This window comes from Aridibaculum aurantiacum (genome assembly GCF_017355875.1).
GTDB classification, from domain to species: Bacteria; Bacteroidota; Bacteroidia; order Chitinophagales; family Chitinophagaceae; genus Segetibacter; species Segetibacter aurantiacus.
The window spans coordinates 108,748-135,228 of record NZ_JAFEWC010000003.1 but is presented as its reverse complement, the minus strand read 5'-3'; the positions used below and the strand labels follow the sequence as shown (position 1 = coordinate 135,228).

The window sequence follows — 26,481 nt, the reverse complement described above, 5'->3', positions numbered from 1 at the left end:
TTTAAAGAAACATGAGAACCAGTGTTTTCTGATGTCGCTATCGTTTTGCTGCTCAATGATTTTTTTAGCATGTAAAATATCCGCCTGAAAAAACGTTTATTAGTAATACAATACCTGTATTTTGAACTGGCGTCCCTTTTTGTAGACTAAACAACTGCCCTTCCATGAACTCTAGAAAAAACACATTCTCTGTAGCCAAATTTTTAAAAATAGCGGCAGTGGTAACACTTATCATTGCTGCTATAGAGATACCAATCATTTACTTCTACTTTTCTAAAAAGAATGATACAGATACTGCCGGTATTGCCGCTACTACTATAGCCACAGCCAAAGTTGATACCCTGCAAAGCAAATTTGAACAACAAAAGACTGTAGTAACTGAGGCGCCTGCACAAGACATAAAACCACAACAACAGGTAGAAGTGTCTGCAACCAATGCACCTGTTACTAGCGCACCACTACCAGTTGTGGCAGAGGTGAAGCCTGCACTGCAACCTGTAAAAGCGGATACTGCAAAACCTGCTTCGAAAGCGGAGCAACCAGTAGAGAAGCCTGTTAAAAAAGTTCAACTAACGGAAGAGCGCATGCAGCAGGTACTAAGCCAGCTTAATGCACAAAGAGAAAAATCAGCGCTTGCCGGTAAATGTGTAAAGATCAGGCAAACTGCCAACAGCAATGTGCAGGATGGCTTTAAAATAGCTGGTTTCCTGAAGTCAAACGGTTATATCATTTCTGGCAGAGAGACGGTTTCTAAAACCATAAAAGGCATTGCAGTAACTGCGGGTGCAGACTGTATGGCTGTAACCATTGGTTCATTATAAGACCTGCCTCAGCTAATAAAGCTGAAGGTATCTCCGTCGAACAAGCCTTTGTCGCTAAGCTTTAGGTGTGGTATTACCAGCAGCGCCATAAATGATAAGGTCATAAATGGAGCAGACAATGAAGAGCCCAATGCTTTTGCTTTTGCATCGATAGCTGTGTATTCTTTTGCTACTGCATAACCGTCTTTTGCACTCATTAATCCTGCAACAGGCAAGGCAAGTACAAGCTGATCAGTTCCATCTACCACACTCACTCCTCCCCGCTCGTTTATTACCAGGTTGATGGCTGTTGTGATACTATCATCATCTACACCTACAGCTACTATATTGTGGCTGTCATGTGCTACTGATGATGCAATAGCTCCTCTTTTAAAACCAAAATTTTTAATAAAAGAAACTGCTGGCGCAGCCTGGTTGTAGCGATTTACCACCACCAGTTTCAGTACATCAATTTCTGTATTGCTCACCAGCTCATCATTGCTATTGGTAAGCAGGTTGGCGTTCTCCATTATCTTATTCGTGATCAACTGCCCATCCAGCGCCTCTATCACTGGCACCAGTTCATGACCAGCACGACGGACTGTGATACTGGCTGCATCTATTGGCTCACAATTGAATTTATTGATAGGAGTAACAGGCACCGCAGCTATCAAAGTCTTTCCATCTTTAGCTACCAGTTTACCATCTATATAAGTTGAAAGGATTTTGAACGAAGTAAGATCTTCAGCAAGGATAAAATCAGCAGGATCACCCTGGCGAAGTAGACCAACCTTCATTTTGTAATGCAATACCGGATTTACACATGCCACCTGCAATACTTTAAATACATCGATACCTTTTGCTACCGCTCTTGCACAAAGCTGGTTGATATGACCTTCTTCTAAACTATCAGGGTGCTTGTCATCGCTGCAGAACATCATCTGCTCATAGTGCTCATCAAGCAGCGGAATAAGTGCTTCAAAATTTTTAGCTGCACTGCCTTCACGTATCAGGATCTTCATACCAAACTGCAGCTTATCCAGCGCTTCTTCAGCAGTAAAACATTCATGATCGGTGCTGATGCCTGCATCGATGTATTGCTTTGCCAGCTCGCCGCGTAAGCCGGGTCCATGACCATCTACAGGTTTGCCAAGTTTATGCGCCGCAGCTATTTTTTCCATCACCTCTGCATCGGCATGTAATACTCCCGGAAAATTCATCATCTCGCTCAGGTACACGATCTCTTCCCTTTCAAGCAAAGCAGCTACATCTTTGGCATCAATCACAGCACCTGCTGTTTCAAATGTGGTAGCAGGCACACAGCTAGGTGCACCAAAATAAAATTTAAAAGGTGTTTCCTTACCATTTGCAATCATGAACTCCACTCCTTCTACACCATTCACATTTCCTATTTCGTGTGGATCGGAAATAGTGGCCACTGTACCATGCACCACTGCCAGCCGTGCAAATTCGCTTGGCACCAGCATACTGCTTTCTACATGCACATGGCTATCTACAAACCCGGGAAGAATGAAACCTTCTACCACTGCATCATCTGCAAGTTTTTCTATGGAAGCAATACGTCCATCTTCTACATGAATAGCGGCAGCAAAAATTTGCCGGTTAGGAACATCTACAAGATTACCTTGAACAGAAAAAGAGTGGGTAATGTTAGTATTCATTAAAAGAATTTTTAGAAGCTAAATGTTAACAAGTGCAACTGCTGCCCGTCCCCTATTTTTGGAGATATAAAAAATGAATATGAGAAAACTTGCCAGCCTCTTTGCATTTGTTTTGTTTGCTACCATTGGATTTGCTCAAACAGCGGATGAAGTTATCAATAAATTTATTGAGGCTACCGGCGGAAAGCAAAAACTGGATGCCATCAATACTTTGCAGTACAGCCAGCTTATAAAACTTCAATCACCCATGGGTGCTTTTGAACTGCCTGTTGATTTCTACAAAGAAAAAGGTAAGATGGCCCGCATCCAATCAAGCATCCAGATGGGACCTGAATCAATGAATTTTTATACGCTTGTTAATGATACAGCAGGTTACATTATGCTTCCTGCCAATCCATTCACAGGTGCTGAAGGTGGTTTACAAAAAATGAGTGCTGAAGACCGCAAGGCTAACCTGCAGCAAACAGATGTGCAGGGAATATTTCCAGCGCTGGTAAATTATGCAGCCAAAGGAAATAAAGTTGAGAAGCTACAGGATGCGAAGGTGAATAATGAAGACACATATAAGATCAAACTAACCGATGCCACTGGCCAGGAAACGATCTACTATTTTAGTAAAACGAGCAACCTGATTGTAAGGCAAGATGCCAAAGGTGCTGCAGCAGCAAACCTAAGTGGCATGGGAGGTTTGATGAATAGCATGGGCGCAGGTGGCAGAATAGAAAAAATGGAAACTACCATTCTTTACAACAATTATATAGACGTAGAAGGGATTAAGTTCCCGACTAAGATGACCATAAAAACAGCTATGGGCGATAGTGAAGCTGAATACTCAAATATAAAAGTTAACCAGCCGATCGATGCAAAATGGTACAAGGCTGAATAAGATATTTTTGAATATGAAGGAAAAGGCGCTGATGTTAATCATGCGCCTTTTTTATTGTGTGCCAATTGAATTTCTGTAGTTTTCCGGTTAAACCTTTATAGATGATTGGCCGCTATACAATATCCTCTTTGCTATGTTGCTTGTTAATAAATTTTGCTGTAGCACAAATGCCTGCTATTACCAGCGACGGCGCAGTAATACTCAACAAGCCAACGGCCAAATGGACCATCACACCTTACGCTGCTAACATCATACAAATAGTAGCAGAACCCAAAGGCTATAACAGGAACGAGAACATAAGTGATGCTATTATTTTGAAGCCATCAAAAGCTGCGGTAAAAGTATCTTCTATACAAGGCGCTGATTATGTAGTTCTATGGGATAGCATGCGTATGGAAGCAAAGGGCGACTCATTGATCTTTGGTCAAAGGCAGGCAGTACTTATAGGATTGAATGATACCGGGGACTATAAGGGTTTCAGGTTCTTATTACAAGGCGATGAAAAAATTTTTGGTGCAGGTGAGAGAGCGCTTCCCCTAGACAGGCGAGGCTATAAATTCAACCTGTACAACAATCCGTGGTATGGCTATGGAATGGGTGCCGATAATCTTAATTACTCTGTTCCCTTTATTACCTCTTCGCATCTCTATGGCGTTTTCTTCGATAATGTTTCAAAAGGTTATTTAGACATTGGCAAAACAAATCCTCAAGTACTGGAGTATGGTGCAATGAGTGGTCAACTAACATTTTATATCATTCTTGGAAACAACTATGCTGACATCCTTACCTCCTACCATAAACTTACAGGTACACAACCGCTGCCGCCACGGTGGGCACTGGGCAATTTCTTAAGCCGTTTTGGTTATACAAGTGAAGCGGAAGTAAGAGGTATCATGCAGCAAATGCGTAGTAGTAATATCCCTTACGATGCTGTCATCTTCGATCTCTTCTGGTTTGGCGATAGCATAAAAGGAACCATGGGTAATCTTGATTGGGTAAATAAAAAAGCATGGCCTAATCCCACAAAGATGATCAGCGATTTTAAAAAAGAAGGCACACAAACCATACTTATCACTGAACCATTCGTAGTAAAGCAGTCGAAGAATTTTGCAGCTTCACGACCGTTTCATGCGGTAGATAGTTTGCGCAAGCCATACCTTCTAAAGGACTTTTATTTTGGAGAAGCAGGCTTGATCGACATTTTCAGAAGGGACAGCCGTGACTGGTTTTGGAGCAAATACAAAGCACAGATGAACCGCGGCGTAGTTGGTTGGTGGGGCGACCTGGGTGAACCGGAAAAACATCCTACTGATCTTTATCATAACCTGAAAGATCTTGGATACAAAAGACTGTTCAAAGCTGATGAGGTACACAATGCATATGGTCATTACTGGACCAAGATGTTGTTTGACAAGTACGCCAAAGAGTATCCAAACATGCGCTTGTTTAGCCTAAACAGGAGCGGCTTTGCAGGCACACAGCGCTATTCTATTTTTCCATGGAGTGGCGATGTAAGCCGCAGTTGGGATGGGCTGCGTGCACAACTACCGGTAATGCTGGGGATGAGCATGAGTGGTGTACCATATATTCATGCTGATGCAGGCGGTTTTGCAGGGGGTGAAAAAGATGGAGAGCTCTATGTACGCTGGTTGCAGTTTGCACAGTACACGCCTATATTTCGTCCACATGGTACCGAGCTTTCAAAGGTAGATGCTACGGCACCTTCATTTCCGAGCGAACCTGCACTATGGGAGCAACCATATAAAACTTTTGCAAAGGCAGCAGTGGATGAGCGTTATGCCTTGATGCCTTATGCTTATACATTGGCCTACGAACAGGCTATCAAGGGAAAGCCATTGGTAAGTCCTTTATACTATAATTTTCCTGGTGATACAGCTGCATATTCTGTAGAAGATCAATACATGTGGGGCGAACATATGATGGTTTCACCGGTACTGCAAAAAGGCGCTACATCACGTCGTCTTTATTTACCTGAAGGCAAATGGTACGACTCAAAAAGTTTTGCTGCTTTTGAGGGCCGCCAATGGGTAACTGACACCGTTTGGATCTCTTCCATTCCTGTTTATTTACGTGAAGGAAGTTTCATCCCTTACCTTGGAAAACAGGTGAAGAATACACAGGATTATTCCACTGAAAACTTGATGATCACTTACCTCCCTTCTGCCGGGGCAAGTTCATATATTTTGTTTGATGATGATGGAAAAAGTAAAAACTCTATATCGAGCAAGGCGTTTGAACTTATTAGCTTTAACAGCAGCGGATGGGGTGAAAGCTGCACGTTTACCATTACCAGCAACAATGGGAAATTTGCGGGGAAACCTACCTCACGCAGGTTCAATCTTGCAATACCTGGTTTAGAAAAATTGCCAACACACGTATATGTAAATGAGAAAGAAGCACAACAATCTAAATCAACCACTGCACCTACGATTTCATGGGATGATATTATGAAGGCTGCTTATATTGAATTCACTTTTACCGGGCAACCCATTGAAATTAAAGTGGTTCAATAATCATCTAGGCTCAAAGGATATCTGCCCATTCATAAAGAATAATGAAGTAAGTAGGCATATACATCAACCACTTGCATCATAGTGTTCCTTCTTGGTAAAAACAATATGGCACGCAAGTAGTCTCACCTGCTGCTACGGCACATTTTTTGAAAATGGTAAGGCATTAAAATTCCTTATCCATGAGCTCTAAGCTAACCTACACACTTTTAAATTTCTTCTTTTGGTGTTGCCTCATTGTTATGATCTTTTACGCAGCACTTTCTATCATCTTTTTTGGTCAGCACCAGTTTGACAACATTCAAAAACTGGTATGGTCAAACCCGCTGTCTTACATTATTGCGGCTGCTGTATTGGTACTGCCATTGGCAAAGAAGCGTTTCAGTGATGACTACATTGACTAACACTAAAGCAGGAGAAATTCTTTTATTGTATGAAACAACAAACCCACCAATTGGTGGGTTTGTTTCTTTATCCTTCGTAATTAAATACTTTCTGGTAATACTCATCTGCCATTCGGTTGCTATCAAACTTGAAGCGTACATCACGCATCCCGTTCTTTACTACCTGGCGCCATGTATCTGGATTATCGTAGTATGTAGGCAGAATTTCATTCTCCAGGATTTCATACAACTTGTTCAGGTCGTATTCATCCTGCTCCTGCACATGCATGTTATCGTAATCTGCTTTTGGAACCACGTATCCATTGTTGCCGTGGTTGATGAATTCTGGTATCCATCCGTCATCGGTACTAAAGTTCACTGCACCATTCATTGCTGCTGTCATTCCACTGGTACCTGATGCTTCTCTTGGTACACGAGGATTGTTCAACCATACATCAGCAGCTTGCTTCAATCGCTTGCTAAGTGCAAGTTCATATCCAATTACAACAGCTACATTTTTATAGCCTTTGCTCAGGTGAACCAGGTGATTGAAATCGGTGATAGCAGGGTAATCAAGTGGGTAAGGTTTACCAGCCCAAATGATCTGTACCGGGCGCTTGCTATCGCTTGTCAATTTATTGAACCTTTCAAGATCACGAGTGATCAATTCAGCTCTTTTATATCCTGCAAAACGACGTGCCCAAACAATGGTAAGTACATTTGGATCGAAGATCTTTCCGGTTTGATCGGCAACTATTTCAAAAGCTCTGCGCTTCAGGTGTTTCTTCCTGTCATCAAAAGCTGCATCGTTACCTTCTTCTTTAAACCTGTACAATTGTTTGTCGGCCCAATACCTCCAATCCTGTGCATTGGTGATAGAAGTGATAGGACAAATATTTTCGTATTGGCTCCACATCTGGCGGCTTACATGACCATGTAATTCAGATACGCCATTAGCTATTTTAGCGAAGCGTAATGCTACCAATGAGTGATTGAAAAGATCGTCTTTTATTCCTGTTAGCTTACGTACCTCATCTAATGGTAAGCCGCAGAAATAACTCATTTTATGACACAGGTAAATGTCATGTTTTTCGTTACCTGCTTCTTCAGGAGTATGCGTGGTAAATACAAGATGCTCTCTTAGCTTCTCTACACTCTTCCACTTGTTAAGCAGGTAGAAAGCTGCAGACACTGCATGTGCTTCATTCAGGTGATACTTCTGTGGATTGAACCCTATTTCATCTAAAAGCTTAGCACCACCAACACCTAACAGAATAAACTGAGCCACCTTAGTTGCCACATTACCATCGTACAGGCGGTGAGTGATGGTTTGAGATACATAATCATTCTCTGGTAAATCAGTACTCAACAAGAACAAAGGAGCACTGTTGAATGTAGTAGGATTAAGGTAATAAGCCTTTACCCAAACCGGGTGATCATGAATAGTGATCTGGAACTTGATACCTGGATCTTCTAAATAAGAATGATTTTTTTCGAGCCATGTTACCTGCAAGGTTTGATCCTGGTTGCGTGCCTGGTCGTAATAACCGTACTTCCATAGAATGCCTATACCTACAAGGTTTTGGCGTAATTCATATGCGCTGCGCAAGTGAGAACCTGCAAGGAAGCCAAGGCCTCCACTGTATATTTTTAAAGGCTGATGTATAGCGAACTCCATGGAGAAATAAGCAACACGCTTAGCATAACGCTCATCAACTGTAAACGGGACTTCGTACTTTCTAAAGTTCATAATTGTTTCTTTGGGGTCAAATAGTGTTTGCAATATAAACGCAAATATTTGAAATGTATTTTTTACACAATCTGCGATTAGTCATGTTTACCCTTAGTTAAGGTATTTAAAGGGAAAATTAATTTTGGTGACAGATAAGTAAATGAAGACGCAATAACATGATAAATAGTTGTTATTAGAGCGCCAGAAGTTTATTGCTTTTTGGTAGTAGTAGCTTTTGCTGGTTTCTTTTTTGTAAAAGTGTGGTCGAAAAAACATGTAATACCACGATAGTTTCCGCAGCTACCAGTCTCCTTTACTTGCACTTTACTGGTAGAAAAAGTAAAATCAACCACACAAGGATCTGTTGAAGAAGAATATTGTCCTGTAGTAGCTGAAGTCATTGATAATTCACCTTTTAAATTACCACTACATGCATCTTCGCCCTGGTTGATGAAGTATATGAAGAAGTGATAAGTGTCTGGTGTTTTTGCATCACGAATGGAGAGGATATTGTTCTTACCCAAAAGATAATCACCGCTATACTTGTTCTTCGTAGGAAAAGTATCAATTGGATTTAAAACTGTATTTGCATCAAAAACCTGCGGAACATTTGTTTCAGTAAGAACGGTGGTAAAGGTACCTGCTGTATTATAAGCCAAGATTTGCCTGTTGTACATCAGTTCGTTGTCTTTGTTCCACTCACTGTTCAGCGCTATTGACAGTTTCTTATCTATGGTGGCTGTATTGTTTACTTTGTCTTTAGCTGTTGTTATCAAAGGCATTGCAGCAGAAAATTTATCCTGGTTGAAAACCAGTAATACCACGCTTGATTTCTGCTTGCCCTTTACATATACAGCCAGGTAATCTTCTTTCTCCTTTTCGTCCAGCTTTGCTACCGGGCGAACGATATAATTAGTGTCTTTACCAAACACATTTTTAAAAACAGAATCAGGTACAAACTGGTACAATATACTATGTGCAATTGTGGTTGTATCTGCTACTTTATGAATGTTAGAATCTGCAACAGAAAAAGGAAGTTCACTGGTGGGAAATACTTCAGCAAAATCTTCGAAAGTGACTGCTTCATCTCCTGCCATAGATCGCTTTTGTTTACATGCAAAAAAAACCATGAAGGATAGCAGCAGTAAAGTTAATCTCATAATGATGCTGGTTATCTGGTAAAAATAAGATTAATCACTATGCAATAATCGTTCTAGCAATCTTGTTCAGCTGGGTATAAATTTTTAGATTTACCTAAATTTAATTTTCAATGAGATGAATTTTTCGACGAGCGAAGAGAATTATATCAAGGCAATATTTCATTTACAAAAATCAGAAAACGCGGTTAGCACCAATGAACTGGCCGCACAGCTATCTACCAAAGCAGCATCGGTAACAGATATGCTTAAAAAGCTGAAGACAAAAAAGCTGCTGCACTATGAGCGTTACCAGGGTTTCAGGTTAAGCCCTGAAGGAAAAAAGATAGCGTTGAACATTATACGCAAGCACCGGTTGTGGGAGTATTTTTTAGTAGAAAAACTACAGATGGGATGGGATGAGGTACACGAGATAGCAGAAGAACTGGAGCATATCAACAGCCCTTTGCTTATCGAAAAGCTAGATGCCTTTCTTGAATATCCAAAGTTTGATCCGCATGGCGATCCCATTCCTGACGTACACGGAAAGATGGCTACCAACAGGCAAATAAACCTGATAGACCTTGAGCTGAATACAACAGCTGAAGTATGTGCTGTAGGCAGTCAATCATCCGAGCTGCTTGAGTTACTCCGTCACAGGCACATAAGCATAGGAACAACATTAGAAGTGAAGAAACGCTTCAACTTTGATCATTCACTTGAAATAAAGATCACCGGCAAACCGGCTTTCACCATCAGTCAACAATTAGCGCAAACACTGTTTGTAAAAGTTATTTAGAATGGAACAAATTCAATCTTTCTTTTCAGGAATAGGACCGGTATGGTCAGCCCTATTAGCTACCACTTTTACCTGGTTAGTAACTGCCGCAGGAGCTTCGGTGGTTTTCTTTTTTAAAACCATGAAGCGTTCTTCGCTTGACGGAATGCTTGGGTTTACAGGAGGCGTAATGGTAGCAGCAAGCTTTTGGAGTTTGCTTAATCCATCTATAGAAATGAGCCGCACCTTATATCCTACTGCACCATGGATGCCTGCTGCGGTAGGCTTTTTAGGCGGTGCTTTATTCATCTATTTCTTAGACAGGTACATGCCGCACCTGCATATAAATTTTGGTGTAGAAGAAACAGAAGGCGTAAAAACAAAGCTTCATAAAACTACTCTGCTTATACTTGCCATCACCCTGCATAATATACCTGAAGGATTAGCTGTAGGTGTATTATTTGGTGCTGCTGCCAATGGCATGGAAGGCGCTTCTATAGCATCTGCTATTGCACTTGCTATAGGTATCGGCATTCAAAATTTTCCTGAAGGAATAGCTGTAGCAATGCCCTTAAGAAGGCATGGAGTTACCCGCATAAAAAGCTTTTGGTACGGGCAATTATCAGCTATAGTAGAACCGGTAGCAGGCGTAGCTGGTGCTCTTGCTGTTATCTATATGCAGCCTATTTTGCCCTTTGCCCTTGCCTTTGCTGCAGGAGCAATGATATATGTGGTAATAGAAGAAGTGATACCAGAAACGCAACGCGATAAATACACTGATATATCCGTACTGGGATTTATTGGTGGCTTTGTGGTAATGATGATACTGGATGTTGCACTTGGTTAATAGCAACTTTCACAATAAAGTACTCCTACAACATTTTCCTGAACATATATAACGACAAAGGCTTCAGCAGTACGCTGAAGCCTTTACAATTTATTGAAGCTTTTATCAAACTATCTTCTTCTTAACCATGATTCAGGGTTCATGTGCTGGCCACGCTCTGTGGTAACCATGAATACAACTTCACCTTCACCATCATCATTTGCAGCCGCACGACCTAGTACAGTACCAGGCTTAACTGCTTGTCCACGGCTTACACTGGCACTACCAAGGTGACTGTATGTGGTTAAATACTTACCATGCTTTACCAGCACCGCTTGCTCTCCACCAATATCTATTACTGATATAACCTCACCATCTGCTACAGCTTTTACTGTAGAACCAGTAGGCAAAGAAATAGTTATACCATCACTTCTACCTCTTAACTTGGTTCCTGCAATGGTATATTCTCCAAAAGGAATAGAAACATGTCCTGCATCTACCGGCCATGGCAGCCTGCCTCGGTTGGTTTCAAAATTTATAGACATTGCCTTGCCTTCTTCTGTAGACTCCAGTGGTGTGTATACCCTTTCCGTTTTAGGTGCAGTAGTTACACCGGTAGTAGCGGGCTCTGTTCTGCGCGAAGATGATGTAGGAGCTGAAGGTGTATTGTTATTGTTAGCCGCATTGCGGGCAAGAGCTTCTTTACGCAACCTTTCTTCTTCAGCTTTTTGTTTGGCCAAAGCATCAGCTCTTCTTTTTGCTTCCAGTTGTTGCTCACGCCTGATAGCTGCAGTGATAGCTGATTGAATTTGCCTCCTGTCATTCTCACGTTTGCGTATAGCGGCAGAAAGATTTTTCTCTTCACTTTGCAGCTTGGTCACCACCTGGTTCTGCTCTTTACGATCTTCTTCCAGTACCTGCAGTTGCTTGCTGTGATCTTGCAGCGCAACCGCTTTTTGGTTCTTGCTGTTGTTTAGGCTGGCGATCTTGTTCTCTACAATACTCTGCGTTTTATTGATGTTTGCAACCTGCTGCTCACGGTATTGCCTATAGCTTTTTAGGTAAGTCACACGCTTGATAGCATCATTGAATGTAGCAGCAGAAAAAATAAAATTTAAGTAGTCGTAGTTACTACGGTTTTTATAAGCAAACACAAGACTTTTAGCATATTCCTGCTTTAGTGTATCCAGTTCACGGTTCAGCTTGTTTATCTCCAACTGAGAGAGATAGATGTTATCGTCTAGCAGGCGCATGTCTTTGTTGATCGTATTGATCAATTCTTCACGTGCAGCTATTTTCCGCTTTACCAGGTTATAATTAGCAAGCGATTTACTCTTACTGTTGCGTATCTGTTTTAGCGACCTGTTGAGCTCTTCTATCTCACGCTTCAGATCATTCTGTTTACGTTGTAGTTCCTCTTTGTTTTGCTGTGCTACCAGGACAAAGCCGGCTACCATAAGTAGCACCAGGAGTACTATTTTGTTGAACATGACCTAAGGTTTTTTCAGGTTAATAATTTCTATTGCCTTTTGTAGTTCCTTGGAATACTAAAAGGAAATGTAGTAGGTTGGTTAAAAGTATATTGCTTGAAATCAAGATTGATGTCAAGTTTAGATTGCTCTGCTACAGTTATTCTTCGTTTGGTAGAGAAAGGTACACCTGCAGAAGTTTCATAATTGCTAAAGGTAATATCGCAGGTTCTGTTACGGGTTACGTCTATATCGTCCAACTTGCTGTGCAAGACTTTGAGGTTTTTATTATCCAGCGTAAGAAGATGTTTAAAGAACCTTCCTTTCATCAATACATTCAATTGGTTGTTTGCATCTACTTTATAAGAAACAATATTGCTGTCGATGAAGACAGGATTACCAACTACCAGGTCTTGCAATGTTTGAAAATCGAAAGGAAGCTGAGTCATTTCCTGCAGGTAGCTGATGCTGCGTAGTTGCACAGTCTTCTTCAGCAGGTTCATCACTTTCACGCTATCCTGTGTTATCAGAACTCTGAAACCTTCTATACCTAAAGCTCCGCGAAGAGATAACCACATGATGCTATCCTTACGTACACGGATAAATGCAGTAGCCTCATCACCGCCTTCTTTACCGTCGTACTCTACCCGCACCTTTGCATTGAAGGTGGTGAAATCAATATTGTTAGTAAGAACTTTTTTGAAAACTGCTTTAGCCTCTTGCAATGAATCGACAGCTACGTCTTTCACTATCACAGTTTGTGTAGTATCAACTTTAGAAATAGCAGTTTGTATACGCTGCACTTTTTTAGCTGGTCTGCAAGCAACCAGCAATGAGAAAAGGCAACAAATGATAAATACAATTCTCATAATCTTTTACAACTTAATTTTTGCCAGTGTGACCAAATCCGCCAGCGCCTCTTTCAGTAGTTCCCAATTCATCTACCAGTTCTAACTGCACTTGCTCTACCCGCTGTATTACCAATTGCGCTATCCTGTCACCATGTTCTATTTGCTGCACTTCTTCCGACAGGTTTACCAATATTACTTTGATTTCACCGCGATAACCTGCATCAATAGTTCCTGGTGTATTCAGGCATGTTATGCCTTGTTTGATTGCTAAACCACTTCGTGGCCGCACCTGCGCTTCATACCCTACAGGCAACTCTATTGATAATCCTGTTGGTATCATTACTCGCTGCAGCGGTTTAAGCAAAACAGGCTCATTTAATTGAGCCCGAAGATCCATTCCTGAAGAACCACCTGTTGCATAAGATGGCAATGGATTGGATGACGTATTTACAATTTTAAGCGTTAGTTTTTCCACTAAAGCAAATGTAGCCATTGACATGTAGTGAAGCAGAAGAAGTTATACATCGCTTTGTTAAAACTAAACCCGCTGAAGTAAGGCTGTTGCATAGGCTACTACACCCTCTTCTCTACCTACAAAACCCATCTTTTCAGTAGTAGTTGCTTTTATAGAAACATCTCTTTCACCCAACTGTAGAATGGATGCAATCGCTTGCTGCATCTGGCTGACGTAAGGCTTTATTTTAGGAGCTTCTAAGGTGAGGGTGGTATCTATATTCACTACTTTATATCCTTCAGAGGTTATAAGGTCATAGGTACGTTTTAGCAATATCTTGCTGTCAATATTTTTGAACTCAGCAGAAGTATCAGGAAAATGAACGCCTATATCACCAAGGCACAAAGCACCCAGTAAAGCATCGCATATAGCATGAAGTAGTACATCTGCATCACTATGACCTAAGGCGCCTTTGTGATGTGGAATGTTGATTCCGCCAAGCCAGAGTTCCCTTCCTTCTACCAACTGGTGAAAGTCTATTCCTGATCCTATTCTAAACATATTGTAGGTATAAATGAAAAAGGCGAAGGTAAGAACCTCCGCCTTTTATAATCAATTAGATGATCGCTTATCTTGAAGCAGAACCATTAGTATTATTATCCAGGTCGAACACAAGGCTAAAGCGTAGTGTGTTTGAAAGCGGGTTACGGTTAACACCTTGACCTGTAGGGATCAGGTAAGAAAAGTTCAGACCGAAAACATTGTACTTAAGACCTGCGCCAAGTGTAAAATATTTACGGTTACCTTTTGTACGGTCTTCGTAAAAATATCCTGCACGCATCATGAACTGCTGGTTGTAAGTATATTCTGCACCACCTGAAATTTGAAATTCTCTTAACTCTTCGCCAAAGCTGCCAGCATCGCTGAAGCTGCCAAACCAGCTGCTGATAACACTCTTGTTACGATACCTGGCAAGACCTGCACTATCACCTAAAGCTGGTGGTGTAGGCACCAGTAGTTTATTTACATCAGCACCAACAGTTAGTTTATTATCATCATCAAATGACCATGTATAAGCTGCACCTAAACCAAGGTTTGCAGGTATATAATCTTTTTGCGTAGCGTCGCTAGTGTAAGAAATTTTAGATCCAAGGTTGCTAAGCACTATACCCCAGTTCCATCCTGCACCCTGCTCATTAACACCTGTATGGAATAAAGAGATATCACCTGATACTGCGTTACCAGCTTTGTAAGAAACGCCATTTACAGCCTGTCCACCAGCAAGGTTACTATTGATGTAACGAAGTGCTACACCCAATCCCAATCTTTCACCCAGTTTGCGGCTATAACCAAGGTCAATTGAAAATTCTCTCGGACGGAAAGACTGAAGATCGTTTCCTGCAAAATCTGTGAATTGAATATTTCCTAAACTAAAATAGCGAATAGATGATGAAACGGCCTGCTCTTCATCCAGCTTGTAGTAGCCAGCCAGTGAAGCAAGATAAACATCATTTAAACCCAGGTCTTTTAACCATGGAGTATATGTAGCGGCAATGCTTGTTCTGCTTTGTGCAAAAGGAGTTTTAGCCAGGTTCCAAAAAGAAGCATTCGCATCAGGAGACGTAGCAATACCTACATCGCCCATTCCACCGGCACGTGCATCTGGCGAAATCCTTAAAAAAGGTACTGCAGAAGTTACTACGTTTATTTTATTGGCATCCTGAGCATTACTGGCTGTTCCTAGTAATAGACCCAATAAAACCGCAGCAGACATTCTCAGAGTTGATTGTTTCATCGACACTATTTGTTTAGTTAAGAGTGTGTAAAAATAGAAGAATATTTCAAACGTGCAACAAAATAATGAGCCCCTGAAACCTACAGAATGTACAGCTTTTCAAGCTTTTCAGCACGTTTGCCGTCGGCGCCGGTTACAACTATTCTATATATATAAACGCCTCTGCCTAACCTGCTTCCATAGCTGTCACAACCATCCCATTCTATTTCCGTGCTTCGGTTGCCATCACTTTGAACGATCTTCTGCAACTGGTGAACCAGCTTGCCAGACACACTATAGATTTGAATCAAGGTCTTTAAGCTGCTTCCGGGTTGATTATGTTCAAACCAGAAACTTGTGCGGTTAGTAAAAGGGTTTGGATAGTTCAAAACATGTTGCAATTGCAGGTTTTCAGACCGGGCAACTACGAATTCTAAAAAGGTCTCGTTGCTGTTATTGGCCACGTCCCAAGCCTTTACTTTAAGTGTATGTGGCCCCGGCTGCAGCAATGGAAGTTGGAAGCGAACAGTTCCCTGTTTATAATTATCTATATCTGCTTCGTAAAAATCATTCAGGACAAGGAGGTTCTTTTCATCCCCATCCAGTATAGCAGTAATGTCATGTCCGATACCGGTACCTGTAGTATTGATACCTGATGAGTCTTTCAGCTTGATGATCAGCAACGGCTGCTCGTTTACCAACCCGCCGTTCACAAACTTTTCATCATTCAGATATGCTTTCAGCGACGGACCTTCTTCATCATTGATGGCAGTGTTACCAGTGCCGCCAATGAAAAAATTAGTAAAAAGACCATTTGCATCTTTGCTTCCATTCTCAGCATAGAAGCTCATTCTGCCATTTCCTAACTGGTAGTTGATATCCTTCGGCACGATAAACCTGAAACTGAAATAACCATTGGTAACTGTAGCCTTTCCTTTATAAACAACATTTGTTTGTTGATTGAATGTTGTGGGCAAACTTCCCGGATCATTTGCTAACGTAGACACAGGTTGTGCTTTATCAAAAACGGTGGGATAGATGGTGCCATTGAACGAGTGGAGCTGAATACCATTATTATCTGTAAGTATCCCGGTAATAGTACATTCTTCCAATGCTTTCAAAGTATCCGCCGCTGTAGCAGGAAGACCATTTACTGCCTGAACCTGCACCTTCCATTCAGGAAACGCCAGTCGCATTGCCGGATCGCCCAGCAAAGTAAACTTACGGTTGTTGACCACATCAGCAGAAGCATTGAGCGTATGGTTCTTCGTAATTCTGATAGCTTCTCCTAGTGAGCGATACTTTCCGGCTGCATCGGGCTGCAGTGCAAACTGCAGGTAAGCGTTGTTTATGATCCTGTTACTGAAAGCAAACACCAGGCGAGTGGTGGTAGTAAGAGCAATAGCACCTTTTTTATAATCCACCAGCAGGCTTTCTCCTAAAGATTTATTAGCCGGGTCATCAAAGGGAGCAAAATCACAAGTCGCCGTGATCATCAATGGCAGCTTGTCTTCATTGTTCAGCTGGTTGATCAGGTCACGATCAAAAATAGCTTCTTCAGCAAGACGCTGGCTGCCGCCGTGGCCACTGTAGTTCCAAACCAGGTTACCATTAAACATCTGGTTGATGATTGCCTGGTTCACCGCAGGGTACCTGCTTCCACCACTGCCACTTTCTTGTCTGAAGGCATCCAGGTATATCTTGTACTGGTTGTACAACGGATTAGCGGTATGGGCATTAGCTGAGATTAGTTCAGCATCATTCAGGTGCAGGTTTCCATCTTCATCGTCGGCAACAAACGTCAGGTTGTTTCTCCAACTGCCCAACGTAGCAGGGCTGTGGTAGTGAATGATCTTTTCTACAAATAGCTTAGCCTCAGCCGCGGTAGCTGCCGGTATGCGGCCAATACCAATATCCAGCAGACCAGGAGGCGAGTTCAGGTTGATATCATCCGCATCATCCAGTAAACCAAAAAAATCATCACTGGTATAAGTAGCCAGCGGATCCAGGCTGTTTATGCTTTGGTACGAAGGCACCAGGTTGGTATTAGCAGCCACTCGATTTTTATAATCAAAAGAAGCATCTCCAAACAAAAGCAGGTATTTTGGCCGCTTAGTGGTATCTGCCCCTGCCCTGTCGTAAAACATTTTTACATAATCCCTCACGGCAGCCGGATCAGGTATACCCGAGGCAAACTCATTAAAGATCTCCTCCGTTGTAGCCACCGTTACTTTCATCCCACTATGTTGTGCATGAAATGCAGCAAGCTTATTGGCTTCACCACGCAGCAAAGCATTTGTAACAATGATGTAATCAACTACAGCAGGTGCATGCAGGTTCTGATTATTCACCTTTCCCACAACTGTAGGCACTAGGAATTCTTCACCACTTATATATATGTACTCCCGGAGCCTGCCAGCATCATTCGAAAAGCTAACATTGCCGCTGCCTTGCAGGTTCATACGCAGCGGCTCCAGTGGGTTAGTTACTTCCCACACTTGCGCATTGGCTGTTGCTCCCGAAAGACTGAATGTGGCAGTATTCCCAGCTCCTACTGAATGCCAGTCTCTAAAAGGCTGCTGGCGTATGCCCGTCATTACCAGGTTGCGCCTGCACGAAACCTGCAGCCAGTTCAACCATCCCTGTGCGTTAAATGTTCCGGGGATGAAACTATAGTTAATCGTTACTGCCTCCTGCCCCGCCGGCACCGCTGCCTCCAGCTGGTTTTCTACAGCAAAAGCTTCCAATATATTTCCACTTACAGCTGGTATATTGATCATTGGCAAATTCTGCCCATTGACTCTTATCTCGAACCTGCTGGCTGCACCCACACTGCGCGCTGCAATATTGGTTCTGAAAGTAAGTGGTGAACCTGCAACTATTGAAGGAAATGTATAGGTAAACGAGCGGTGAAGGGTATTGCCCGGCGTACTGCTGAACTCCTCTCCATACCATTGCTTACCGCTACGCAAAAAATTGATGGTATCTACTTCGTGCGCAATTCTATCATCAAAAGTAGAAACTGGTATGCCTGTGCCGGTAGCAGATGATGTTTGTATGCGTTTTCCTGTACCTCCTATACTTATATAGTAGTAACACACATTGCTGTACAGGTTTTTTACAAAGTTGAAACGCTGCCCAAGGCTATCCTTCTGCCATGCATCCGGGCCAGCTGAATAAAAAAGAAAATAGTCACTACCATTCAAAACTCCATCACCACCATCTACTACCTGGATAGCATTTTCATACAGATCATCTATGCGCGAAACAGCATTGTTTTCCGGCAACATACCACCGCCATTACCATACAAGCGAATAGAAGCAGACGGGATGCTTTGACTGTTTATTCCCAGCGCATTAAAAAAAGCAATATCTATTTTATACACGCCCTCCTTAGCAACTGCAATCTTGTAGAAGTTGCCATTGGCCAACACAGATTGAGAAGAATACGTACGTTGCGCCCCAGCTAAGTAAGGAAAAACTGCAAGAAGGATTAAAAAGATTGGGAGGCGCTTCATCTACCATCCAAATTTATAGGGCAGTTTCCGAAACTCGTATTTTAAATACAAGACAATGCCCAACATGGACCCAAGACCTGCCAATTCTCATTAAATTTTCCTGAAGAAAAAGCCTTGCGCTTTTACCTATTTCCTTCAAGGACACAAGTCTTAAAAGCCAAAATACACTCATAATCAAAGCTGAAACAGAACAATACTTGCACGCTAAGCACCGTTTACAAACTGCATTTGTAGTAAAAAATGTACGGGAGCAGTTTTACAAAATTGCTAACAATCCAGTTTTTGCAGCAGAAGAAGATTATTTGATTAATTCTTTTATATTCGCAAGTCTAATCACCAGAGATCACCCAATTATATCCCGTATAGAATAATATCTACTCCTTATTTTCGTTCAACTTAGAAGTTAAATTGTCTCACATGCAAAGATTATTGCGTCTTAAACATTTTACGCTGGTTTTAGCGGCTGCCGCTGCTTTAGGCTCGTGCAAGGCTAAAAAAGCCAAAAGCGACATGACCGGCTGGAATTACAACGACAAGAACATGGGTGGTTTTCATGTCGCAAAAGCCAAAGACATTAAAACCGGACCGGGATTAGTGTTTGTTCAGGGTGGTACCTTTACAATGGGCGCAACCAACGAAGACATCATGGGCGACTGGAACAATATTCCACGCCGTGTAACTGTCAACTCATTTTTTATTGATAAAACAGAAGTAGCAAACGTTCACTACCGTGAGTACATTCACTGGATTGAGAACGTGTTCAGCGATCCTCAATATGAAGCAGTGGTAGAAGGTGCTAAGCCTGATACACTGGTTTGGAGAAGCGAACTTGCTTACAACGAACCTTACGTAGAATATTATTTCCGTCACCCATCTTACAACTTTTATCCTGTAGTAGGTGTAAACTGGAAGCAGGCGCACGATTTCTGTATCTGGCGTACCGACAGGGTTAACCAGAACGAGTTGATCCAGGCTGGCTACCAGAACAAGAATGTTCTGAAAACAGAACTGCAAGGTGGTGGACAAGAAAACTTCAATACCAAAGCTTACCTGATGGGTGAATACCAGGGTGTACCTGGCAAACCTAAAAAAGGTGGATTGGTAGACGCACAAGGTCGTCCTCGTAACACCGTACGTTTCGATGATGGTATCCTGTTGCCTGGTTACCGCCTGCCTACAGAGGCTGAGTGGGAATATGCAGCATTGGGTTACATCAATCAAAACCCACAAGTACGTGGCAGCGAGAAGAAACGTGGTGAGGAATTGGTTTCTAACAAGCAGATATTCTCATGGAACAACGATGGATACGATAACCTGCGTGCAACCCGTCGTGGTACATGGCAAGGTAGCTTCCTGGCTAACTTTAAGCGCGGAAGTGGTGATAACATGGGTACTGCCGGTGGTCTGAACGACCGTTCTGCTATCCCTGCCGAGGTTACAGCATTCTTCCCTAACGGGTTTGGTGTGTACAATATGAGTGGTAACGTGAGCGAGTGGGTAGCCGATGTTTATCGTCCGCTTACCAATGTAGATGCTGACGATTTCAACCCATACCGTGGTAACAGGTTCCAGAAAGTGGATATGTCTGGTGGACAAGGTAATCTTCGCGACGATCTTGGACGCATTAAAATGGTGGACGAAGTAGACTCTACTTTACGTAACCGCCGCAACTACCAACGTTCTTACGCTATTAACTATATGGATGGTGACTCACTTACCAATACCCAGTATGGTTATGGTATCACTACCCTTATCAGCGACAAGAGCCGCGTTATCAAAGGTGGTAGCTGGAACGACAGAGCTTATTGGTTGAGCCCAGGTGCCCGTCGTTTCCTGGAAGAAGATCAGAGCAGTAACACCGTAGGTTTCCGTTGCGCTATGACGCATTTTGGAGCTCCTGAAGGTAAAGGCCGCAAAACTGGTAACTTCTTCCCTTCGCGCAGACAAAAGAGATAAGGAAAAGGTAAATACAAAACAAGGCCATCCGTTTTTCGGGTGGCTTTTTTGTTACACCAACATTTCATCTTTTGGCGACAGTTGAGGCGACGCTCCGTTCATCTTTATAACTTTGGGCAACGGTGGTGCAAATACTACAGGTGTTTATATTCCATTACATCATCAAGCAAATCACATGGCTGAAAAAGAAAAACTAAGAATAGATAAGTACTTATGGTCAATCCGCTTATTTAAGACCCGTAGCCTGGCATCAGAAGCCTGCGATAAAGGTAGAGTTAGAATGCAGGGAGCACCTGTCAAAGCGTCTAAAACAGTGAACATTGGAGATGAATACGAGGTGAAGACAGAAGCAAAAAAATGGGTGATAAAAGTGACCGGGCTGCTACACAACCGCGTGCAGTTCAGCGAAGCAATCAAGTACTACCTTGACCTTACACCAGAAGAAAACCTGGAGATCGCAAAAGTACAGGCTTCATCTTTTCATACAGGCAAGCGCTTGAGTAAGATTGGCAGGCCAACCAAAAAAGAACGCCGCGACCTGGAAGATTTTACAGGCGCCCCCGGTGAACCGGAAGAATAAACCTCATTCTTATTATTTCTCAATACAACTTCCATAGCCTCTTCTTTCTTTTTACTACTAAGTTTGCGGCATGAAGATCGACATCATATCTGTATTGCCGGAGCTAATGGAGAGCCCGCTATCGCACAGTATAATGAAGCGTGCACAGGACAAAGGGCTGCTGCAGGTAGAGGTACATCCTTTACGCAAATGGGCCGTTAACAAACATGGCCAGGTAGACGATTACCAGTTTGGTGGCGGCGCCGGTATGGTGATGATGTGCGAGCCGTTGGCCACCGCCATTGATGAACTACAGGAAAAGAACGGCAAATACGATGAGATCATTTACATGACTCCCGACGGCGCTCGTTTTGAACAACGCACCGCCAACATACTGTCAATGAAACAACAGCTACTGATCATCTGTGGTCATTACAAAGGCATAGATGAGCGTATTCGTGAGCATTATGTAACCATGGAGATCTCTATTGGAGATTATGTACTAAGTGGCGGCGAAATAGCTGCTGCAGTGGTTGTAGACGCTATTGGCAGGCTGCTGCCAGGCGTTCTGAACGATGAGACCTCTGCCCTGTTTGATTCATTCCAGGACAATCTATTGGCGCCTCCTGTGTATACACGCCCTGCTGACTTCAGAGGTTGGAAAGTGCCAGATGTACTGCTTGGTGGCGATCCTAAAAAAGTAGACGAATGGCGTCATGAGCAATCCATCAAGCGAACAAAAGAACGCCGCCCAGACCTATATGACGAAGAGTAAATAGAAATCCTTTTTAGAAACATCGTAGTTCTACTAATATAACATGTCCGATTCGGATATCTTCTAGGACTCTAGAAAGCAGATTCACCACCTGCTGCAGTTATTTTTGGTATACCAATTTATCCAGTACCCTTTCGATATCCAAGTATGAAAAGCCCCGTTTTATCCAATTTCCGAGAAACCAAAGAAATCCAATTCTGAAAAACCAGGAGTTTCCATTTACCTTGAAAAACCACAAGGCTAATCAGGAAAACAAAACTCAGTTCAGCCCCACCCACCAGTGGGGTTGTTTATTTTATAGCTGATATCATACCAGGAAAGAATAAACTTCCACTTCTCGTCCGCTAAGAGCAGTATCCTGTCTTTTATAAGCACTCCATCAAAATATTTTCTACAAATTGCATCGTCTTCATCAAGTGGCCGTTTCTAAACCTATGCAAGAAAGCTAACCACAACACCAAAAATGAACTTGATGTTGACAACCCCTGGATCACCTTTATCAAGCCCCTTTTCGGGGCTTTTGTTTTTTTATCCCTGTTACCAAAAGAGATTACTCCTGGAAAGTTTGAGAAATAAAAAAGGGGCCTAGGATAAAGATCCAGCCCCGTTTTAATCCAATATTCTATGAAAAACCATACACATAGATGGCAGCAGTAGAGGTTAAGTTGCAGCGAGTTATGCAGTTAGAGCAATTAATTGTTCAAACTTTATCTTTTGTTGAAAAACTGGCAACTGAAGTAGGGAAATTGAAAAACAGGATGAAAAAACCTGTGAAGTAATTTGAAATGCAGAAGAGGCAGGTAGTAAAAAGCAAAAAGGGCCAGGATAGAAATCCAGCCCTGTTTTAATCCAATATTCTATGAAAAACCATACACATAGATGTGTGCATGTGGAGGTTAGTTGCAATCGCTTACAATTAGATTTACTTCCAGGTAGCAGCAAAGCCGGCAGCGTATTCCTCTAGTGTTTGTGAAGGCTTTTTCATAGCGAAATATTTCAATAGCATTTCCATTTCCCCAGCACTTATTTCACCATGCTTATAAAAGGGCTGCCCACCCGGAGTGATGATAACAGTTGTAGGATAAACAATACTTCCCCTTGTTAGGTAGACGGCAAAGTCATGCACATCATACCGCGGGTTGAAAGTGAACGCCTTGTTATTCCACATAATAGTGTCCTTTCCTTCGGCATTGAACTTAAAGCGCAGGTAATTTTGCTTCAGGTAGCTTACCACCGAATCATTTTTAAAAGTGGTAGCATCCATGATCTTACAATAGCGGCACCAGTCAGTATAGATATCAATAAAAACAGGTTTATTGGTGGACGCTGCTAAATGCGTTACTTCCTGCCATGTTTGCCATAAACCCTGATCTGCCTTTTTCTTTTGTGCATGCGCGCCCATACCTATCAGCAACAGCAACATCAATGGCATAACTTTTTGCATCCTACTTTTGTTAGAAGCCAAAGTTATCATATACATGCCCAACAAGATTGTTATAGCTATTACAGGCGCCAGTGGAGCTATTTATCCAAAACTTTTACTTGATAAATTGATACAGGCAAAAGACCAGTGGGAGAAAGTTGGCGTAGTAATGAGCAATAACGCTAAAGATATCTGGCGCACAGAACTGGGCAATGAAGATTATAAGGATCTGCCAGTAGACTTTTACGACAAGTACGACTTCATGGCTCCCTTTGCTTCTGGCTCGGCTCAATTTAATACCATGATAGTAGCACCCTGCAGTATGGGCACGCTGGGCCGTATAGCAGCAGGCACCAGCGACGACCTGGTAACACGTGCTGCCGATGTGATACTAAAAGAACGACGCAAACTGGTGCTCCTTCTTAGGGAAACGCCTTACAACTTGGTTCATATCAGGAACATGGAAACCGTAACGCTTGCCGGTGGCATCATCTGCCCTGCCAGCCCCTCCTTTTATAGCAAACCTGCAACCATTGATCAACTGGCTTCGACAGTAGTAGATAGGCTGCTGGACCTTGCTGGTATTGACATCAACAGTTTCAGGTGGGGAAATTGATACTTTTTCTTTTCCTCATTTTTTTTAAGAAATGAAATGAACTGTAGTTAACACTAAAAGGTTTAGACAGTTCATATTGCCATATTTGATCTTTATCTAAAGGAACTACCCATTCTTTGCATACTTTCAAATCCTCACACGATTGCGGGTATTCTTTTTGATAAAAATTAAACTATAGATTTGTCATTCACTAAAAAACGATTGCATAATTTATGTCAGTGCCAACTATCATGATTCCATTAGAAAAGATCTTACAAGTAGGTTTACCGGAAACAACCAACATTCACTACCAGCTAACACCGGATGAACTGGTGCAACAAGCTGTAGAACGCGGGCAAGGCGAACTGAACGATACAGGCGCTTTGGTGGTTAAAACAGGTGAATTCACCGGGAGAAGTCCGCAAGACAAATTCATTGTAAAAGATTCAATCACTGAGAACACTGTTCATTGGAACAATTTCAACCTGCCGATCGACGAAAAATATTTCCATCAACTAAAGAAGAAAGTGCTTAACTATCTCGGGCAGCAAGACGAGGTGTGGGTAAGAGATTGTTATGCATGTGCACATCCTGAATATCGCCTCAACATCAGGGTTATCAACGAAAATCCGTGGAGTAACCTGTTTGCCTATAATATGTTTCTACGTCCAACTGATGACGACCTGGAAACTTTTGAAGCAGATTGGCACATTATACAAGCACCTGGTTTTTATGCTGACCCTGCAGTAGATGGTACAAGGCAACACAATTTTGCTATTGTATCTTTTACTGAAAAGACGATCATCATTGGCGGCTCAGGTTATACCGGCGAAATGAAGAAAGGCATCTTTACCATTCTGAATTACATACTTCCACACGACCGCAATGTGCTTAGCATGCACTGCAGTGCCAACATGGGCGAAGATGGCGACACCGCTATTTTCTTTGGCCTGAGTGGTACCGGTAAAACAACATTGAGCGCTGATCCTAATCGCAAGCTGATTGGCGATGATGAGCACGGCTGGAACGGCAATGCTATCTTCAATTTTGAAGGGGGCTGCTACGCAAAAGTGATAGACCTGAGCGAAGAAAAAGAACCTGAGATTTTCCATGCTATTCGTCCAGGCGCTATCGTGGAAAATACCACCTTTTTAGATGGTTCTAACCAGATAGATTTTGCTAGTAAAAAGATAACTGAGAACACGAGGGTTAGTTATCCGCTTACTTATATCAGCAACGCGCTTGAACCTTCTATAGGCAATACACCTAAAAATATTTTCTTCCTTACTGCAGATGCTTATGGCATTTTGCCTCCTGTAAGTAAACTCACACCGGGCCAGGCAATGTACCAGTTCATTAGCGGCTACACTGCAAAAGTAGCAGGCACCGAGGCAGGTGTTACCGAGCCTAAGTCTACTTTCAGTGCATGTTTTGGCGCACCTTTCTTACCGCTTCACCCTGGCTTTTATGCAGAAATGCTGGGTGAGAAAATGAAAGAAAACCAGGTGAATGTTTGGATGATAAATACCGGTTGGACCGGCGGACCTTATGGTGTGGGTAACAGGATAAAACTTGGCTATACCCGTGCTATGATAACAGCTGCATTGAACGGCGAACTGGACAAAGTAGAATTTGTAGCGCATCCTGTTTTTGGAATGATGATGCCAACTTCATGTCCGGGTGTTCCGGCCGAGGTGCTTAACCCGAGGAATACATGGGAAGACAAAGAAGCATACGATGAGCGTGCAAAAGACCTTGCTCAACAGTTCCGCAAAAACTTTGAAAAATATGCAAGTGGTGTTACAGAAGAAATACTGGCCGCTGCACCTTCAATAGATTGATCTCTAAAAGAGAGGATAAAGGTTCCCTTATGATTGCTTCCAATGTTACAAGCTCTGCCACCAGGTGGAGCTTGTTTCTTTTTGTAAACGAACCAAATGAGATAATCAATAAAAAGCAGGAGCAAAAATTATCGCTTTTCTTCTGGTTTAGCCGGGTTACCGGGAATTGTGGCGTTTAAAATGTTCCAGAATCTTTGTTCAGTCATAGAGGTTGGAAATTTTGAGCACAATTGCAGGCAAGATGGAACATGTTTATGTAGTACTGGTAGTTGAAACACCGATGCTTCATACACTTGTTGATAATGATTAAAAAGAGAAAAGATTGCTTCATGTTCTTCCGCCAGTAATAAAGAAACATGCGTGTTGTAGGCAGCAATTCTTTTACATTGTCAGTAACACTCCATGATAATTCAGCGGATAAATGACTTCATAAAACCACTCGTCTGCGGCTGTATTGATGCGTCTTCCAATCACTGTAAATAGACCTATTAAAACTGCTAAAAATAATGCTT

The 26,481-nt window shown here is 42.3% G+C and carries 22 protein-coding genes; 12 read left to right on the top strand and 10 right to left on the bottom strand.

Features of this window, described 5'->3' with window-relative positions; translation table 11 throughout:
• Window positions 1-164 precede the first annotated feature (164 nt).
• On the top strand, window positions 165-821 hold the full coding sequence (locus J4N22_RS14415; RefSeq protein WP_207495696.1) for a hypothetical protein: 657 nt from the start codon (window positions 165-167) through the stop codon (window positions 819-821).
• An 8-nt stretch (window positions 822-829) separates the two neighbouring features.
• Here J4N22_RS14415 and ade read toward each other — a convergent pair whose 3' ends face one another.
• Window positions 830-2,482 carry an adenine deaminase gene (gene ade / locus J4N22_RS14410; RefSeq protein WP_207495695.1) on the bottom strand — a complete coding sequence of 551 codons (1,653 nt, stop codon included), beginning with the start codon at window positions 2,480-2,482 and terminating at the stop codon, window positions 830-832.
• Between the two features lie 79 nt (window positions 2,483-2,561).
• On the opposite strand from ade, the gene J4N22_RS14405 reads away from it, so the two are divergent.
• The 3 genes from J4N22_RS14405 (at window position 2,562) to J4N22_RS14395 (ending at window position 6,303) form a co-directional block, all read left to right on the top strand.
• Window positions 2,562-3,368: a hypothetical protein gene (locus tag J4N22_RS14405; RefSeq protein WP_207495693.1), complete on the top strand. Its 807-nt coding sequence runs from the start codon at window positions 2,562-2,564 to the stop codon at window positions 3,366-3,368.
• A gap of 167 nt (window positions 3,369-3,535) precedes the next feature.
• Window positions 3,536-5,902 carry a TIM-barrel domain-containing protein gene (locus J4N22_RS14400; protein WP_207495691.1) on the top strand — a complete coding sequence of 789 codons (2,367 nt, stop codon included), beginning with the start codon at window positions 3,536-3,538 and terminating at the stop codon, window positions 5,900-5,902.
• A 179-nt stretch (window positions 5,903-6,081) separates the two neighbouring features.
• Window positions 6,082-6,303 (top strand): hypothetical protein, encoded by a 222-nt coding sequence (locus tag J4N22_RS14395; RefSeq protein WP_207495689.1) that lies wholly within the window; start codon window positions 6,082-6,084, stop codon window positions 6,301-6,303.
• Between the two features lie 67 nt (window positions 6,304-6,370).
• On the opposite strand, the gene glgP is transcribed toward J4N22_RS14395, so the two are convergent.
• Both glgP and J4N22_RS14385 read right to left on the bottom strand, forming a co-directional pair.
• Window positions 6,371-8,032, bottom strand: a complete 1,662-nt coding sequence (glgP, locus tag J4N22_RS14390; protein ID WP_207495687.1) for an alpha-glucan family phosphorylase — start codon at window positions 8,030-8,032, stop codon at window positions 6,371-6,373.
• Between the two features lie 191 nt (window positions 8,033-8,223).
• Window positions 8,224-9,174: a hypothetical protein gene (locus tag J4N22_RS14385; protein ID WP_207495685.1), complete on the bottom strand. Its 951-nt coding sequence runs from the start codon at window positions 9,172-9,174 to the stop codon at window positions 8,224-8,226.
• 115 nt (window positions 9,175-9,289) lie between these two features.
• Here J4N22_RS14385 and J4N22_RS14380 point away from each other — a divergent pair, with 115 nt between their 5' ends.
• Both J4N22_RS14380 and J4N22_RS14375 read left to right on the top strand, forming a co-directional pair.
• Window positions 9,290-9,949, top strand: coding sequence for a metal-dependent transcriptional regulator (locus J4N22_RS14380; protein WP_207495683.1), 660 nt, complete (start codon window positions 9,290-9,292; stop codon window positions 9,947-9,949).
• A gap of 1 nt (window position 9,950) precedes the next feature.
• The gene (locus J4N22_RS14375) at window positions 9,951-10,775 is read left to right on the top strand and encodes a ZIP family metal transporter (protein ID WP_242692241.1); all 825 of its coding nucleotides are present in this window, start codon (window positions 9,951-9,953) and stop codon (window positions 10,773-10,775) included.
• A gap of 110 nt (window positions 10,776-10,885) precedes the next feature.
• Here the strand turns inward: J4N22_RS14375 and J4N22_RS14370 are convergent, their stop codons facing one another.
• The 6 genes from J4N22_RS14370 to porU form a co-directional block, all read right to left on the bottom strand.
• Window positions 10,886-12,244 carry a murein hydrolase activator EnvC family protein gene (locus J4N22_RS14370; RefSeq protein WP_207495681.1) on the bottom strand — a complete coding sequence of 453 codons (1,359 nt, stop codon included), beginning with the start codon at window positions 12,242-12,244 and terminating at the stop codon, window positions 10,886-10,888.
• 29 nt (window positions 12,245-12,273) lie between these two features.
• Window positions 12,274-13,092 carry a lipoprotein insertase outer membrane protein LolB1 gene (gene lolB1 / locus J4N22_RS14365; protein WP_207495679.1) on the bottom strand — a complete coding sequence of 273 codons (819 nt, stop codon included), beginning with the start codon at window positions 13,090-13,092 and terminating at the stop codon, window positions 12,274-12,276.
• Between the two features lie 13 nt (window positions 13,093-13,105).
• A complete protein-coding gene (dut, locus tag J4N22_RS14360) occupies window positions 13,106-13,567 on the bottom strand; it encodes a dUTP diphosphatase (protein WP_242692240.1) in 462 nt (153 codons plus the stop codon).
• A 45-nt stretch (window positions 13,568-13,612) separates the two neighbouring features.
• Window positions 13,613-14,089, bottom strand: a complete 477-nt coding sequence (gene ispF, locus J4N22_RS14355) for a 2-C-methyl-D-erythritol 2,4-cyclodiphosphate synthase (RefSeq protein WP_207495677.1) — start codon at window positions 14,087-14,089, stop codon at window positions 13,613-13,615.
• Window positions 14,090-14,156: 67 nt separating this feature from the next.
• Complete coding sequence (porV, locus tag J4N22_RS14350) at window positions 14,157-15,323, bottom strand: type IX secretion system outer membrane channel protein PorV (RefSeq protein ID WP_207495675.1); 1,167 nt, start codon at window positions 15,321-15,323, stop codon at window positions 14,157-14,159.
• Window positions 15,324-15,403: 80 nt separating this feature from the next.
• Entirely contained in the window at window positions 15,404-18,820 is a 3,417-nt protein-coding gene (gene porU, locus J4N22_RS14345) for a type IX secretion system sortase PorU (protein ID WP_207495673.1), read from the bottom strand.
• Between the two features lie 417 nt (window positions 18,821-19,237).
• Between porU and J4N22_RS14340 the strand changes: the two genes are divergently transcribed.
• The 4 genes from J4N22_RS14340 to J4N22_RS20115 all read left to right on the top strand — a co-directional run bounded on the left by J4N22_RS14340 (window position 19,238) and on the right by J4N22_RS20115 (window position 22,889).
• On the top strand, window positions 19,238-20,776 hold the full coding sequence (locus tag J4N22_RS14340) for an SUMF1/EgtB/PvdO family nonheme iron enzyme (protein WP_207495671.1): 1,539 nt from the start codon (window positions 19,238-19,240) through the stop codon (window positions 20,774-20,776).
• A 175-nt stretch (window positions 20,777-20,951) separates the two neighbouring features.
• Window positions 20,952-21,356 (top strand): RNA-binding S4 domain-containing protein, encoded by a 405-nt coding sequence (locus J4N22_RS14335; protein WP_207495669.1) that lies wholly within the window; start codon window positions 20,952-20,954, stop codon window positions 21,354-21,356.
• Window positions 21,357-21,426: 70 nt separating this feature from the next.
• The gene (gene trmD / locus J4N22_RS14330) at window positions 21,427-22,110 is read left to right on the top strand and encodes a tRNA (guanosine(37)-N1)-methyltransferase TrmD (protein ID WP_207495667.1); all 684 of its coding nucleotides are present in this window, start codon (window positions 21,427-21,429) and stop codon (window positions 22,108-22,110) included.
• Between the two features lie 644 nt (window positions 22,111-22,754).
• Window positions 22,755-22,889 carry a hypothetical protein gene (locus J4N22_RS20115; protein ID WP_255551711.1) on the top strand — a complete coding sequence of 45 codons (135 nt, stop codon included), beginning with the start codon at window positions 22,755-22,757 and terminating at the stop codon, window positions 22,887-22,889.
• Window positions 22,890-23,032: 143 nt separating this feature from the next.
• Here the strand turns inward: J4N22_RS20115 and J4N22_RS14325 are convergent, their stop codons facing one another.
• Window positions 23,033-23,554 (bottom strand): thioredoxin family protein, encoded by a 522-nt coding sequence (locus tag J4N22_RS14325; protein WP_207495665.1) that lies wholly within the window; start codon window positions 23,552-23,554, stop codon window positions 23,033-23,035.
• Window positions 23,555-23,588: 34 nt separating this feature from the next.
• Between J4N22_RS14325 and J4N22_RS14320 the strand changes: the two genes are divergently transcribed.
• Both J4N22_RS14320 and pckA read left to right on the top strand, forming a co-directional pair.
• Window positions 23,589-24,149: a UbiX family flavin prenyltransferase gene (locus tag J4N22_RS14320; protein ID WP_207495663.1), complete on the top strand. Its 561-nt coding sequence runs from the start codon at window positions 23,589-23,591 to the stop codon at window positions 24,147-24,149.
• A 212-nt stretch (window positions 24,150-24,361) separates the two neighbouring features.
• Window positions 24,362-25,969, top strand: a complete 1,608-nt coding sequence (gene pckA / locus J4N22_RS14315; RefSeq protein ID WP_207495661.1) for a phosphoenolpyruvate carboxykinase (ATP) — start codon at window positions 24,362-24,364, stop codon at window positions 25,967-25,969.
• The last annotated feature ends 512 nt before the right edge of the window (window positions 25,970-26,481 follow it).

Coding starts and splice junctions, on each gene's coding strand:
- dut (WP_242692240.1), bottom strand. CDS start 13,567: ATGGCTACATTTGCTTTAGTGGAAAAACTAACGCTTAAAATTGTAAAT.
- J4N22_RS20115 (WP_255551711.1), top strand. CDS start 22,755: ATGGCAGCAGTAGAGGTTAAGTTGCAGCGAGTTATGCAGTTAGAGCAA.
- J4N22_RS14335 (WP_207495669.1), top strand. CDS start 20,952: ATGGCTGAAAAAGAAAAACTAAGAATAGATAAGTACTTATGGTCAATC.
- ade (WP_207495695.1), bottom strand. CDS start 2,482: ATGAATACTAACATTACCCACTCTTTTTCTGTTCAAGGTAATCTTGTA.
- porV (WP_207495675.1), bottom strand. CDS start 15,323: ATGAAACAATCAACTCTGAGAATGTCTGCTGCGGTTTTATTGGGTCTA.
- J4N22_RS14400 (WP_207495691.1), top strand. CDS start 3,536: ATGCCTGCTATTACCAGCGACGGCGCAGTAATACTCAACAAGCCAACG.
- ispF (WP_207495677.1), bottom strand. CDS start 14,089: ATGTTTAGAATAGGATCAGGAATAGACTTTCACCAGTTGGTAGAAGGA.
- J4N22_RS14380 (WP_207495683.1), top strand. CDS start 9,290: ATGAATTTTTCGACGAGCGAAGAGAATTATATCAAGGCAATATTTCAT.
- J4N22_RS14395 (WP_207495689.1), top strand. CDS start 6,082: ATGAGCTCTAAGCTAACCTACACACTTTTAAATTTCTTCTTTTGGTGT.
- lolB1 (WP_207495679.1), bottom strand. CDS start 13,092: ATGAGAATTGTATTTATCATTTGTTGCCTTTTCTCATTGCTGGTTGCT.
- J4N22_RS14405 (WP_207495693.1), top strand. CDS start 2,562: ATGAGAAAACTTGCCAGCCTCTTTGCATTTGTTTTGTTTGCTACCATT.
- J4N22_RS14375 (WP_242692241.1), top strand. CDS start 9,951: ATGGAACAAATTCAATCTTTCTTTTCAGGAATAGGACCGGTATGGTCA.
- J4N22_RS14325 (WP_207495665.1), bottom strand. CDS start 23,554: ATGCAAAAAGTTATGCCATTGATGTTGCTGTTGCTGATAGGTATGGGC.
- pckA (WP_207495661.1), top strand. CDS start 24,362: ATGTCAGTGCCAACTATCATGATTCCATTAGAAAAGATCTTACAAGTA.
- J4N22_RS14320 (WP_207495663.1), top strand. CDS start 23,589: ATGCCCAACAAGATTGTTATAGCTATTACAGGCGCCAGTGGAGCTATT.
- J4N22_RS14385 (WP_207495685.1), bottom strand. CDS start 9,174: ATGAGATTAACTTTACTGCTGCTATCCTTCATGGTTTTTTTTGCATGT.
- trmD (WP_207495667.1), top strand. CDS start 21,427: ATGAAGATCGACATCATATCTGTATTGCCGGAGCTAATGGAGAGCCCG.
- porU (WP_207495673.1), bottom strand. CDS start 18,820: ATGAAGCGCCTCCCAATCTTTTTAATCCTTCTTGCAGTTTTTCCTTAC.
- J4N22_RS14370 (WP_207495681.1), bottom strand. CDS start 12,244: ATGTTCAACAAAATAGTACTCCTGGTGCTACTTATGGTAGCCGGCTTT.
- J4N22_RS14415 (WP_207495696.1), top strand. CDS start 165: ATGAACTCTAGAAAAAACACATTCTCTGTAGCCAAATTTTTAAAAATA.
- glgP (WP_207495687.1), bottom strand. CDS start 8,032: ATGAACTTTAGAAAGTACGAAGTCCCGTTTACAGTTGATGAGCGTTAT.
- J4N22_RS14340 (WP_207495671.1), top strand. CDS start 19,238: ATGCAAAGATTATTGCGTCTTAAACATTTTACGCTGGTTTTAGCGGCT.